The organism is Paracoccus sediminilitoris (genome assembly GCF_003259195.1).
Lineage (GTDB): Bacteria > Pseudomonadota > Alphaproteobacteria > Rhodobacterales > Rhodobacteraceae > Paracoccus > Paracoccus sediminilitoris.
The window spans coordinates 119,381-131,831 of sequence record NZ_QJPK01000011.1; the positions used below are offsets into that span (position 1 = coordinate 119,381).

General features: G+C 62.9%; 10 protein-coding genes. 4 read left to right on the forward strand and 6 right to left on the reverse strand.

Annotation, left to right across the window (positions count from 1 at the left end):
- The first annotated feature begins 1 nt into the window (after window position 1).
- On the forward strand, window positions 2-2,203 hold the full coding sequence (locus DKT70_RS11220) for a glycoside hydrolase family 2 protein (protein WP_111559214.1): 2,202 nt from the start codon (window positions 2-4) through the stop codon (window positions 2,201-2,203).
- Here the strand turns inward: DKT70_RS11220 and DKT70_RS11225 are convergent.
- From DKT70_RS11225 to DKT70_RS11245, 5 genes are all read right to left on the reverse strand, one after another.
- The gene (locus DKT70_RS11225; protein ID WP_111559215.1) at window positions 2,200-2,964 is read right to left on the reverse strand and encodes a hypothetical protein; all 765 of its coding nucleotides are present in this window, start codon (window positions 2,962-2,964) and stop codon (window positions 2,200-2,202) included. The genes DKT70_RS11220 and DKT70_RS11225 overlap by 4 nt on opposite strands.
- Before the next feature lie 16 nt (window positions 2,965-2,980).
- On the reverse strand, window positions 2,981-4,396 hold the full coding sequence (locus DKT70_RS11230) for a dihydrolipoyl dehydrogenase (RefSeq protein ID WP_111559216.1): 1,416 nt from the start codon (window positions 4,394-4,396) through the stop codon (window positions 2,981-2,983).
- Complete coding sequence (locus DKT70_RS11235) at window positions 4,393-5,772, reverse strand: NAD-dependent succinate-semialdehyde dehydrogenase (protein ID WP_111559217.1); 1,380 nt, start codon at window positions 5,770-5,772, stop codon at window positions 4,393-4,395. The genes DKT70_RS11230 and DKT70_RS11235 overlap by 4 nt, the downstream gene beginning before the upstream one ends.
- Before the next feature lie 96 nt (window positions 5,773-5,868).
- Entirely contained in the window at window positions 5,869-6,618 is a 750-nt protein-coding gene (locus DKT70_RS11240; protein WP_158530017.1) for an anti-sigma factor, read from the reverse strand.
- Window positions 6,615-7,178, reverse strand: coding sequence for a sigma-70 family RNA polymerase sigma factor (locus DKT70_RS11245; protein ID WP_072298058.1), 564 nt, complete (start codon window positions 7,176-7,178; stop codon window positions 6,615-6,617). The genes DKT70_RS11240 and DKT70_RS11245 overlap by 4 nt, the downstream gene beginning before the upstream one ends.
- 322 nt (window positions 7,179-7,500) lie before the next feature.
- Between DKT70_RS11245 and DKT70_RS11250 the strand changes: the two genes are divergently transcribed.
- The 3 genes from DKT70_RS11250 to DKT70_RS11260 all read left to right on the forward strand — a co-directional run bounded on the left by DKT70_RS11250 (window position 7,501) and on the right by DKT70_RS11260 (window position 10,510).
- Window positions 7,501-8,496: an ABC transporter substrate-binding protein gene (locus DKT70_RS11250; protein WP_111559219.1), complete on the forward strand. Its 996-nt coding sequence runs from the start codon at window positions 7,501-7,503 to the stop codon at window positions 8,494-8,496.
- Window positions 8,497-8,568: 72 nt separating this feature from the next.
- Window positions 8,569-9,453, forward strand: coding sequence for an ABC transporter permease (locus DKT70_RS11255; RefSeq protein WP_111559220.1), 885 nt, complete (start codon window positions 8,569-8,571; stop codon window positions 9,451-9,453).
- Window positions 9,446-10,510, forward strand: coding sequence for a quaternary amine ABC transporter ATP-binding protein (locus tag DKT70_RS11260; protein ID WP_111559221.1), 1,065 nt, complete (start codon window positions 9,446-9,448; stop codon window positions 10,508-10,510). The genes DKT70_RS11255 and DKT70_RS11260 overlap by 8 nt, the downstream gene beginning before the upstream one ends.
- 74 nt (window positions 10,511-10,584) lie before the next feature.
- Here DKT70_RS11260 and DKT70_RS11265 read toward each other — a convergent pair whose 3' ends face one another.
- A complete protein-coding gene (locus tag DKT70_RS11265) occupies window positions 10,585-11,931 on the reverse strand; it encodes a choice-of-anchor L domain-containing protein (RefSeq protein ID WP_146612620.1) in 1,347 nt (448 codons plus the stop codon).
- Window positions 11,932-12,451 lie beyond the last annotated feature (520 nt).

A 12,451-nucleotide genomic window follows, 5' to 3' on the forward strand; every position in this document is an offset into this window, starting at 1 on the left:
CATGCGACAGGTTCAAAGACTGAATGACGGCTGGATCTTCTCGGACGGTTTCGACGAAGGCCATATCGCCAGCCCGCGCGACGGCAAAACCGTCACCCTGCCGCATAATGCCGTCGACCTGCCGCTGAGCTATTTCGACGAAACCAGCTATCAGCGCCCCTTCACCTATCAGCGGGTGATCACATGGGACGACGCGTGGCAGGGTCGTCGGGTGCAGCTGAAATTCGACGGCGCGATGGCCGACAACGTGGTCTGGGTAAACGGCACGCAGGTCGCGGCGCATCCCGATGGCTATACGCCCTTCGTGGCCGATCTGACCGATCATCTGCGCCACGGCGACAACCTGGTCACGGTGCGCGTGGACGGTTCGGAAAACCCTGCCATCCCGCCCTTTGGCGCGCAGATCGACTATCTGACCTATGCGGGCATCTATCGCGACGTGTGGCTGATGGTGCTGCCGGAACGGCATCTGACGAACGCGCGCATCCTGACGCCAGACGCGCTGGACGATGCCAAGACCATCGTGATCCGGCCCGAAACCACCGCCCCCGGCCCGGTGCGAGCGCGGCTGCTGGACGGCGAAAGAGAGATTGCCGCGACCGAAGGCGAGGGTGAACTGACCCTTTCCGGTCTGACCGGGTTGCGGTTGTGGTCCCTGAACGACCCGACGCTTTATACCGTTGAACTGAGCCTGCCCGACAGCGGCGACGTCACCACGCATCGCTTCGGCTTTCGCACCGCCGAATGGACGCCGCAGGGGTTCCTGCTGAACGGCCAGCCCGTCAAGCTGCGCGGCCTGAACCGGCACCAAAGCTTTCCGCATGCGGGCTATGCCGCCGGACGCCACGCCCAGGAACGCGACGCCGAAATCATGCGCCGCGATCTGGGCTGCAACATGGTGCGCACGTCGCATTATCCGCAAAGCAAATGGTTCCTGGACCGCTGCGACGAGATCGGTCTGCTGGTCTTCGAGGAAATTCCCGGCTGGCAGCATATCGGCGACCAGACGTGGCAGGATCGCAGCGTGGACAACGTCCGCGCCATGATCACCCGCGACTGGAACCACCCCAGCATCGTCATCTGGGGTGTGCGCATCAACGAAAGCCCGGACCATCACGATTTCTATGTCCGCACCAACGCGCTCGCGCGCGAGCTGGACCCGACGCGGGCCACGGGCGGCGTGCGCTGCATCACCGACAGCGAGATGCTGGAGGATGTCTATACGATGAACGATTTCATCCTGGACGAATCCGAACTGCCGCTGATCAACCGACCCCGCACCGCGCTGCGCTCTGTGGCCGAGGTTACCGGGATCAAGAAGCCGGTGCCCTATCTGGTCACCGAATATAACGGCCACATGTTTCCGACCAAGGCGCAGGACCCCGAACTGCGCCAGATGGAACACGTGATCCGGCACCTTGAGGTTCTGAACGCGGCACATGGCGACCCGGCCATTTCCGGCTGCATCGGCTGGTGCATGTTCGATTACAACACGCACAAGGATTTCGGCGGGGGCGACCGCATCTGCCATCACGGCGTCATGGACATCTGGCGCGAACCGAAGTTCGCGGCCCATGCCTATGGCAGCCAGAAGTCCCCTTCCGAAGGCGTGGTGATGGAGCCTGTCACCTTCTGGGCGCGGGGCGAACGCAATATCGGCGGCGTCCTGCCCCTGATCGTGCTGACCAATTGCGACGAGGTCGAGTTCGAATGCGCGGGCGTCACCCGCCGCGTCGGCCCCGATCGCGAACGGTTCCCCCACCTGCCGCATCCCCCCGTCATCATCGACCACCGCCATATCAGTGCCGAGGAGCTGGGCCAGTGGGGGATGAGCTGGCATCCCGGCCGCATCACCGGTTATCTGGACGGCAAGGTCGTGGCACGTCGCGATTACGTGGCCGATCCGCTGCCCACTTGGCTGCAGATCGATCCCGACATGGACCGCGTCCCGGCCGATCCGGACATCGATCTGCGGGTCATGCTGCGGGCCCTGGATCAGGCGGGCAATCGTCTGCCCTTCCTTGATGGCGCGGTGCATGTCCAGATCGACGGTCCGGCCAAGTTGATCGGCCCCACGCTACGGATGCTGCAGGGAGGCACGACGGGCCTGTGGCTGCGTCTGACGGGAAAGGCGGGACCCATCACGATCACCGCCCGCCACGATCAGTTCCCCGAAGCGCAGACCACGATCAGCGTCGGCTAGGCTTTGAATTTGGCCAGCTTGCCTTCCACCCGGTGGAAGGCGGCCTGCAATTCGCCGCTGAATTCGCCGGGTTGAAAGCGGCGCAGCCCGGAATGGGCGGCGCAAAGGTGGCGCAGGTTGTGACATTGTGCTGCCAGTTCCGCGATCCAGTCCCGCAATTCGGCCAGCGCACCGGGTTCGGGCTTCATCGCCTGCGCCATGGTGGGATGCAGGAAGACGCGGGGTTTGGGGAAAAACCGTTTCAGCAGGCGCGGGACCGGCATCAGGTTGATCGTGTCATCGACATGCAGGGTGCGGCTGGCCATGTGCCACGCCAGCAGAGACCCGGCATGCACGCGGTCGTGCCCGTCGATATAGGTGATCCCCCGCGGCAGGGAAAACTGCAGGTCGGCGGCAAACATCGCGGCCACTTTGGGGGATTCGATGGGCTGGGGTTGCCAGTCGAGGTCCGGATGCTTGTCCCAGTGCCGTCTTGATCCGAACAGCTTGGCTTGGGGAAAGTCGCGGGCGATACCCGCACAATGCAGCGTGTGATGCGGGTGCAGGTTTAGCACCGCACGCACCGCGCGCCCCTGATCCGTCAGTTGCATCACGCGGTCGCGGATATTGCCCGTCAGCGGATAGCTGTCCAGCATGGCAAAGCCGCCATCCGACAGCCGGACCAGCCCGGCTTGGGTGCCGACATTCAGGACGCCACCCAGCTTCAGATCGCCCCGGATCGTCCAGAAGCCTTGGCCCAGATCATGGATCGCTTCGGTCATGGTGGTCCTTTCGGATTTATGCGCCCGGCGGGCAGGCACTGTCCTGATTGGCGGGTTGGGTCTGGCCCGCCTTGGCGCAGATTTCGCGCAGGGCGGGTTTCATGCCCTCCTCCAGGGTGGGATGGTAGAAGGGCAGGGACAGCAGATCCATGGCGGTCAGGCCGCGTTCAACCGCCCAGACCAGCAGATGGGCCAGATGTTCGGTCCCCGGCGTGCAAAGGTCGGCCCCCAGCAGGCGTCCTTGCGGATCGGCATGCAGAACCATGCATCCCTCGGCGCGCGCCTCGGTCCGGGCGCGGCCTTGGTTGGAATAATCCGCGCGCCCGGTCAGGGCCCCTTCGGGGGCAAGCCCGATCGATGCATGGGCGGGATCGGTGAAGATCATGGAAAACGCCGTCTTGCGCCGGTCGGGGGTCACAACAGGAAATTGCGCGGCGTTGGCGCCCGCAATGGCCCCTTCGTCCGAGGCTTCGTGCAGCAGGGGCACATCGGCATCGGCATCGCCCGCGATGAAGATCGGCGCATCGCCGCATTGCAGGGTCTGACGGTTGAACAGCGGCGTGCCATGGTCGTCCAGCGTCAGACCGGCCTTGTCCAGATCCAGCCCATCCAGATTGGGCGGGCGGCCCACGGCGACCAGCACATGCGAAAAAACCGCGCTGCCAGAATATTCGCCCGACCAGTCGATCCGGACGCCGTCCTTGGCTGCGGCCGCCGTCGTGTCACAGCCCAGTTTCAGGGTCACGTCGCGGCCGACAACCTGTTTCAATGCCTCGGCCACCTGCGGATCACGGGCCTTGCCCAAGGTGGTGGCCTTGTCAAACAGCGTCACGGTAACTCCAAGCCGTCCCATGGCCTGGGCCAGCTCCAGCCCGATGGGGCCGCCGCCGATGACGGCCAGACTTTCGGGCAGGTCCGGCAGTTCGAAGATGGTTTCATTCGTCAGGGCACGGGGCCCCAGATCGCAGAAAGGGGCCGGCATCTGCGGGCTGGAACCAGTCGCGATGACGATGGCTTTCGCCTCTATCCGGCGACCGTCTTCCAGCACCAGACTGTTCGGGCCGGCGAAGCGGGCACGTGAACGGATTGCGGTGCCGACGGGCAGCTTGTCAAAGCTTTCGCGGGTGGCGCGGACGAAATGATCGCGTTCGTCGCGGACCCGTTGCATCACCGCCTTGCCGTCGATGCGCAGGCCTTCGGGATGAATGCCGAAGACCGGGGCGCGACGGATGTCGTGGGCGGCGTGGGCCGCCGCCAACAAAAGTTTCGAGGGCATGCAGCCCGTGCTGGCGCAAAGCGTGCCGCGGAATTCCGGGTCGATCAGCAGGGTGCAGGCACCCTGCTTGCGCGCTGCGGCCTCGGCGGCGATGCCGGCGGTACCGGCGCCGATCACCGCCACGTCACAGGTCAGCCTGCCCTGATCACCGCTCATTTCAGGGTCACCGCCTTGATGTTGACGAATTCCATCATGCCGAACCCGCCATGTTCGCGGCCATAGCCGGAATTCTTGACGCCGCCGAAGGGCATCGAGGGTTTGGCCACGTCGAAGCCGTTGATGAAGACCATGCCGGTGTCGAAATACTTGCTGGCCAGTTCGACGGCGCGATCCTCGTCCTTCGAGAAGATGCCGCCGCCAAGGCCGAACTCGCTGTCGTTGGCGATGCGCATGGCGTCTTCGTCATCCTTGGCACGGATGACCGAGGCGACGGGGCCGAACAGTTCCTCGTCATAGGCGGGCTGGCCGGGCTGAACGTTTTCCAGAACCGTCGCGGGATAGAAATATCCCTTCCGGTCGGGGATCTGGCCACCGCAGAGCAGTTTGGCACCCTTGTCGATGCTGTCCTGCACCTGTTTATGCAGGTCGTCGCGCAAATCCTTGCGGGCCATAGGACCCAGGCCCGTGGCCTGGTCCTCGGGGTCGCCCAGGGTGATGTCCTGCATGGCCTTGGTATAGGCATTGATGAACTGGTCATAGATGGCGTCCACCACGACGAAGCGCTTGGCGTTCACGCAGGTCTGGCCGTTATTGTACAGACGGCCCGTGACGCATGTCTTCACCGCCAGATCCAGATCGGCATCCGACAGCACCAGATAGGCATCGTTCGAGCCCAGCTCCATCACGGTCTTCTTCAGCGCCTTGCCAGCCTGTGCCGCCACGATCCGCCCCGCAGCCGAACTGCCGGTCAGGGTCACGCCGCGCACCAGCTTGTGCTCGATCACCTTTTCCGAAGTGTCGTGATCGATCAGCAGCACCGTGAACAGGTTCTTGGGCAGGCCCGCGCGTTCGATGATGTCGCGCAGCATGATGCCGCTGCCGGTGACATTGGCGGCATGCTTCAGCAACACGCCGTTGCCGGCCATCAGGTTGGCGATGGTATAGCGTGCAGCTTGGTACAGCGGAAAGTTCCACGGCTGGATGCCATAGATGACGCCGATAGGCTGATAGGTGACGATGCCCTTGCGGCTGCCCATCACCTCGCGGGTTTCATCCGCCAGATGGTCGGGGCCGTGATCGGCGGTCCAGTCGCAGATGGCGGCACAAAGGTCGACTTCGCCGCGGGCGTCCTCGAGGCGCTTGCCCATCTCGGCGGTCATCAGGCGGGCATATTCTTCCTTGCTGTTGCGCAGTTCGCGCCCGATGGCCCGGATCTTTTCAGCGCGGTCCTTCAGCGAAACCAGCCGCCAATCCAGGAATGCCTCGTGGCATGCCTCGACCTTGGCCAGCGCCGCATCGACACCCTCCAACGGGTAGGTCGTCAGCTTGGCCTCGGTAAAGGGGTTGACGGTGGTGATGTTGCCTTCGGTCATATTTTGCTCCGCTATTGCAGTCTCGGAGCGTCAACGGGACCAGCGGCCCCGCCGTTCCATGCAATCACCGCACGGCTGCGTGACGCGTTGACGCGGTCAGATCCCCGTCTGCACGGCAGCCAGCCCCTTGGCGATGATCGGCCCGGTCGGGCGACCGGTGGGCGACCCGCCTTCCGGTTCCAGCGTGATCTCGTATAGCTGGTTGTTGCCCGGGTCCGGCAGGTCCGGACCTTGCAGCAATGTCGCGCGGGGACCGTCCAGAACGCCGAGCGATTGCGGCCCCATCTGCGCCGAGGGCAGGGTCCAGGTCTGCAGGCTGAAGCCCTGCGGCACGTCGATATCGGACACGAAGCGGATCTGGGCGGTGTCGTTGCCGTAATCGCTGACCACGGCGCGCGGAACACCGGCATCGTCCAGCAGCACGGCCATGACGACGGGCTGGGGTTCGGGGCGCTGCAACGCGCCGCCAAAGCCCAAGGCCACGCCAAGGACCAGTGCCGCCGCGATGCCTGCCATCCAGCGACGGACCGGGGCCGCGGGCAGATTGGCGGCCATGGGCGGTGCGGTCGGATCGACGCCCAGCATATGGGCCGGCCTTGCGGGGGGATGATCCTGGGCAACATGCGCAAGGCGATCCTGAACCCGCGCGGCAAAACCGGCCGGCAGCGTCTGCGGGGTCGCTGACAGGTCCAGCGGGATCAGCGCATCGCGGATATGGGCGACACGTTCGGCCAGGGCGGGGTCGGTGGCCATCACGGCCTCGAACAGCTCGGCTGCGGCGGGCGACATCAGCCCAAGCGCATAGTCGTCGGCAAAGCCGGTCAGATCGTCCTGAAATCCGTTCATGACAGGCATTCCTTCAGCGAGGCCAATCCGCGGCGTATCCAGGACTTGGCAGTCCCAAGCGGTACCCCTTGGCGGGCGGATATCTCTCCGTGGCTGAAACCGCCGACATGGGCAAGCAGGATGGCGCGCCGCGCGGGATCATCCAGCGCATCCAGGCAATCGCCAAGCCGCGATGATCCGGCCAGCATCTGCCAGCCTTCCTCGGGGACGATCTGGTCGCGGGCGTCCTGCATGCGGGTCAGTTCCTCGGGGGACATGCTGGACAGGCGGCGACCGTCGCGCAGGATCGTCAGGCAGCGGTTGCGCAGGATCGCATAGATCCAGCCCCGCGCCGATCCGGACGGCCCACGCTGTTGGGGGGACTTGCGCCAGATCAGGACCATCGCGTCCTGAACGGCCTCCTCGGCCAGATCGTGGCGGGTCAGGATGCGCAAGGCCACGCCGAACAGCTGCGATCCTTCCAGTTCCAGGATCGTGTCGATGCCTTCAGGATGCCCCTCGGCGCAGGCTTGAATGGCCTGTTCCAGCCTGCGACTGCGCTGCGCGCCGTGATCATCCATGAATACGCTCCACCCCTGACGGGTGCATCCTGACGCGATTTGACCCCTCTGTGCAACCGCTGTCCCCAAGAATGAAAGTCACGGCAAAGGATGCGCTGATGACGTGGCGGGCACCCTGCTTTCGTTGCGTCACATTGACGCCCGACCGGTTCAGGGGGCGTGTTTTCGGGGCGTTTTCCTTGCAACCCCGGGGAAACATGGCTTTGATACACGGATGTTTGATCAAGACCAGACTGGAAAGTTCGCCCCGTCGGCCAGTTCGGGCTGCCGGGCGGCGGCATCAATCGGATGCCTGACCCGATCTGGATCGAAAGGATAAACGATGACATCCCTGAAAGCAGTTCTGGCCGTCACCGGCCTTGTGCTGGCCGCACCCGCCGCCCATGCGGCCGAAGATTGTGGCAGCCTGACCATCGCAGAGATGAACTGGGCCTCGGCCGGCCTGGCGGCCTGGGTCGACAAGCTGATCCTGGAGGAAGGGTTCGGCTGCGATGTCGGGCTGGTGACCGGCGATACCGTACCGACCTTCACGTCGATGAATGAAAAGGGCGAACCCGACATCGCGCCGGAACTGTGGGTGAATGCCGTCAAGATCCCGCTGGAGGCCGCGCAGAAAGAAGGCCGCATCGTCATCGCGTCGGAAATCCTGTCTGACGGGGGCGAGGAAGGGTTCTGGATCCCGACCAGTATCGCCAAGGAAAACGACATCACCACCATCGAGGATGCCCTGGCGCATCCCGAACTGTTCCCCGGTGCCGAGGATGGCAGCAAGGGCGCGTTCTTCAACTGCCCGTCCGGGTGGGCCTGCCAGATCATCACCGCCAACCAGTTCCGCGCCCTGGGCGCCGAGGAAAAGGGCTTCGAGCTGGTCGACAGCGGATCGGCCGCGGGTCTGGACGGATCGATCGGCCGCGCTTTCAACCGAGAGGAAGGCTGGCTGGGCTATTACTGGGCGCCGACCGCGGTGCTGGGCAAATACGACATGACCCGCCTGGACCTGGGCGTTGGACATGATGCCGAAACCTGGGACACCTGCACCGTCGTGGCCGATTGCCCCGATCCGCAGCTGAACGACTGGCGCCCCGCCGAGGTCTTTACCGCAGTGACCAAGGAGTTTTCCGAAGAGAACGCTGTGACCATGGATTATCTGGGCAAGCGGAGCTGGACGAACGACACGGTCAACGCGCTTCTGGCATGGATGGGCGATAACCAGGCCACGAACGAGGATGGCGCCTATTACTTCCTCGAAAACTTTCCCGAAGTCTGGACCGCGTGGGTGTCCGACGACGTCGCGGAAAAGGTCAAGGACGCGATCTGAACACGCTGACGGGGGCCACGCGCCCCCGTTTCGCACCCTTTCCGGATACGTCCCAAAGAAAAAGAAAAACCGATGGATCTTGTCAATTTCCCCGAGATGAGCCGAGGCGATCTGCGTGACATGCGCATCGCCATCGACACGGCCTTTCGCAGCTTCACGCGCGCCTATGGCGAGACGCTGGAACAGATTTTCCACCCCATCCAGATCCTGCTGGTGTTCATCGAGAACATCCTGATCGACAGCCCTTGGGTGCTGGTCTTGGCGGGCATCGCCCTGCTGATCTGGGCCCTCAGCCGCAGCCCCAAGATCGTCGCAGGCACCGTCATCGCCCTGCTGCTGATCGGCTATTTCGGCATGTGGGAAGACACCATGCGCACCATCGCCATGGTCGCCGTCTGCACCCTGATCGCAGTGGCGATCGGCATTCCGACCGGCATCCTGATGGCGCGATCGAACCGGGCGAACCAGATCGTGACGCCCATCCTGGACATGATGCAGACCATGCCCAGCTTCGTCTATCTGATCCCGGTGGTGATGATCTTTGGTCTGGGCAAGGTGCCGGGCGTGATCGCGGTGGTGATCTATGCCGTCCCGCCGATCATCCGCCTGACCAATCTGGGCATACGCCAGGTCCCTGCCGACGTGCTGGAGGCCGCCGACGCCTTCGGGTCCAGCGCGGGCCAGAAGCTGCGCGACGTCCAATTGCCGCTGGCGCTGCCCACCATCATGGCGGGTGTGAACCAGACCATCATGATGAGCCTTGCGATGGTCGTTGTCGCCTCGATGATCGGGGTGCGGGGCTTGGGCCAGCCGGTGCTGCAGGCGATCAACAACCAGTATTTCACCCTTGGCGTGATGAACGGCCTGGCGATCGTCGCCATCGCCATCATCTTCGACCGTGCCACCCAGGCTTACGGCAAGCGTCTGCAGAAGCATCTGGAGGCCGTCCATGGATGAAGCCACCCACGACATCGAAATCCGCAACCTCTACAAGATCTTCGGCCCGAATGCCGCCGCCCATATCGGCGACGTCAAGGCCGGCATGACCAAGGAGGAGCTGAACGCCCGCCACAACCACGTGCTGGGCCTCGAGGATATCAACCTGACCATCCCGGCCGGACGCATCCAGGTCGTCATGGGACTGTCAGGGTCGGGGAAATCCACGCTGATCCGCCATATCAACCGGCTGATCGACCCGACGGCGGGGCAGGTGATCTTCGACGACCGCGACATCGTGCAGATGTCCCAAAAGGAATTGCGCGATTTCCGCCGGCAAAAGACGGGCATGGTGTTTCAGAAATTCGCACTGTTCCCGCATCGCACCGTTCTGGAAAACACCATCTACGGACTGAAGGTGCGGGGTGTTTCGGAAAAGGAATGCCAAGAAAAGGCGCGCCGCTGGATCAGCCGCGTCGGGCTGGAAGGTTACGAAGACAACTATCCCAACCAGCTGTCGGGCGGCATGCAGCAGCGCGTGGGTCTGGCCCGCGCACTGACCAACGACCCCGAGATCCTGCTGATGGACGAGGCGTTTTCGGCGCTGGACCCGCTGATCCGCACCGACATGCAATCGGTGCTGCTGGATCTGCAGGCGGAACTGCGCAAGACGATCGTCTTCATCACCCACGATCTGGACGAGGCTTTGCGTCTTGGCGACAAGATCGCCATCCTGCGCGACGGTCGCATCATCCAGCAGGGCACCGGCGAGCAGATCGTTCTGCGTCCGGCGGATGACTACATCAGCAGCTTCGTGCATGACGTCAAGCGCGGCCATGTCATCACGGTCGGCACCATCACCCGCAGGGGTCAGCACGCCGACACCCCGATCACCCTGCCCTCGACCACCCTGCTGGAGGAGGCTGCGCGGGCCATGACCAACGCCGAGGTGAACCGCGCCAATGTCACCGACAAGAACGGCGCGCATCTGGGAATGATCACCCTGTCCAAGACCGTGGCCGAAATGATTGCCCCGGATACCAGCGATGACGAGGTCCCCGAGGCCATCCCGGCCTGAGCCGGGGCCTTCGGTTCGGACAGAAAAAGAGGGGCCGCGTGCAGACGCGGCCCCTTGGCACGTCGGGGATCGGTTCAGATGAATTCCATCTGTCCGGCCATTCCTGCAAGATCCGTCAGGTTCGCAAAGACGATGACGTCTCCACCCCCAAAATCCAGTGCGGCATTGCCGTTGATCATCGTGCCGTATGTATCCAGCACGCCCTGCGCATCCATCCCGCCCGTGACGGCGACGGACAGGACCAGATGGTCGCTCTGCGCCAGGCTGAAATTGGTGAAGACATCCATGCCGTCGCCAAGATCGAAGACGAAGCTGTCTTCGCCGCCGCCGCCCGACATGTCGTCGTCACCGGCGCCGGCATCTAACCGATCCTCGCCGTTGCCGCCCAGCATCACGTCATCGCCGGCCGAGCCCTTGACCTTGTCCACGCCCGACGTGCCGATGATCGCGACGCCGGGGTCGGTGGGATCCGTCGGGTCTAGGGGGGTCAACTTGACCACGGTGTTGCTGCCTTGGTTCTGGACGGCCAGACCGGTGACTTCGCCGGTGACGGTGACGAAGGTGTCGGCAACCCCGTCGTCATCGGTGTCGATCTCGATGACGCCATTGTTCAGTTCGGCATCGTCCTGGTCGAAGATGGTGTTTTCAAAGACCAGCTCGTCATCTTCGTCCATGTTGACGACGACGTCGCCATTGAATTCCTCGGGGGTCCCCGAGGCGGTGTTCTGCTGGCCGGGCTGCAGTTGCAGTTCCTCGGGCAGCAGCGAAGGCGACAGGTTGCCGTCACTGTCCGGTGCGACAGGCGTCAGCACGCCGCCCCCGCTGCCATCGGTGACCAGCGACATGCCGTCGATGAACATCGCACTGTCAAGGATCAAGTCGCCGGTATCGGCCACGCCGATCATCAGCGCATTCGTGCCGGCGATCAGGGGCGCGCGGATGATCAATTTGTTGCTGAATCCGTCCCATTCGACGCCATAAGCCCCACAAGTGTTGTTGATGAAGTTCGTCGAACCGTCGGACAGCGGATTGACGTTCGAACTGATCACGCTGAGCGGCGTGGTCGGATCATTATTGAACAGCGCATAGTTCACGCCGTTCACGATGATCGCACCGACATCGACGAATGAGCTGTCGCAATATTCGGGATATTCATCCGACCCGAAGACGATCTCGACGCGCAGGGTGTCGATCAGGCTGCCTTCGCTGATCATGATGTCAAAATTCAGCACCGAAGCGTCATTGGTCGTTCCGGCACCCGAAAACGCCGCCGCGGCCACCGCCGACAATTGCGGATCGCCCGGTTGAGCAAGATCGACGCTGAAGCCGGCGTTGTTGTTCAGATCATCGACGAACCCGCCGCCGTACAGCATCAGGCCGTCTGAGTAGCTGACCGAAGCCGCACCGGGCACAAGGCCCACGATGTCGAAAAGTCCACGTCGAAGATTGCGTTGGTGCTGCCGGTATAGCTGACATTTGCAGCGGCGGCCCCCAGCTGGGGCTGCACGAAATCCGCAGCCAGATCATTGCGGTGGTTCCTGACGGTGCAGCAGCCAGAATATCTGTATAGGATTGAAAAACGCTCATCTTTGCCACCTGGGGCTCAAAGCATACTGATCAAGCAACACATCCCTTTGCCGGACGCCCAGAGCGAAAGGCGTAGGTTCCGGCGAACATCGGAATATTAAAATGAGATTTAAAATTTAATCAAAGATTATTGGCGTAAAAATTTAAATCTAAATTTAAGTAAATATTTACATTTTGAAAATATAAAACTATCAAGGGCATGGAATAATATAAAAACCCGTGCAGCCTGTATTGTCGCTAGGCTCCAGACCCATTGATTTCAGTCCGTTGCCGTGATCCAGGCTCCACAAGGAGACCTGCTCTATGAGCAATCTTTACTGGCTGGCCGAGGCGCGGATTGAGCGCCTGAAACCG

Excerpts from the sequence above, each read along its gene's own strand:
- DKT70_RS11220 (WP_111559214.1), top strand. The coding sequence starts at position 2 with ATGCGACAGGTTCAAAGACTGAATGACGGCTGGATCTTCTCGGACGGT.
- DKT70_RS11250 (WP_111559219.1), top strand. The coding sequence starts at position 7,501 with ATGACATCCCTGAAAGCAGTTCTGGCCGTCACCGGCCTTGTGCTGGCC.
- DKT70_RS11255 (WP_111559220.1), top strand. The coding sequence starts at position 8,569 with ATGGATCTTGTCAATTTCCCCGAGATGAGCCGAGGCGATCTGCGTGAC.
- DKT70_RS11240 (WP_158530017.1), bottom strand. The coding sequence starts at position 6,618 with ATGAACGGATTTCAGGACGATCTGACCGGCTTTGCCGACGACTATGCG.
- DKT70_RS11245 (WP_072298058.1), bottom strand. The coding sequence starts at position 7,178 with ATGGATGATCACGGCGCGCAGCGCAGTCGCAGGCTGGAACAGGCCATT.
- DKT70_RS11225 (WP_111559215.1), bottom strand. The coding sequence starts at position 2,964 with ATGACCGAAGCGATCCATGATCTGGGCCAAGGCTTCTGGACGATCCGG.
- DKT70_RS11260 (WP_111559221.1), top strand. The coding sequence starts at position 9,446 with ATGGATGAAGCCACCCACGACATCGAAATCCGCAACCTCTACAAGATC.
- DKT70_RS11235 (WP_111559217.1), bottom strand. The coding sequence starts at position 5,772 with ATGACCGAAGGCAACATCACCACCGTCAACCCCTTTACCGAGGCCAAG.
- DKT70_RS11230 (WP_111559216.1), bottom strand. The coding sequence starts at position 4,396 with ATGAGCGGTGATCAGGGCAGGCTGACCTGTGACGTGGCGGTGATCGGC.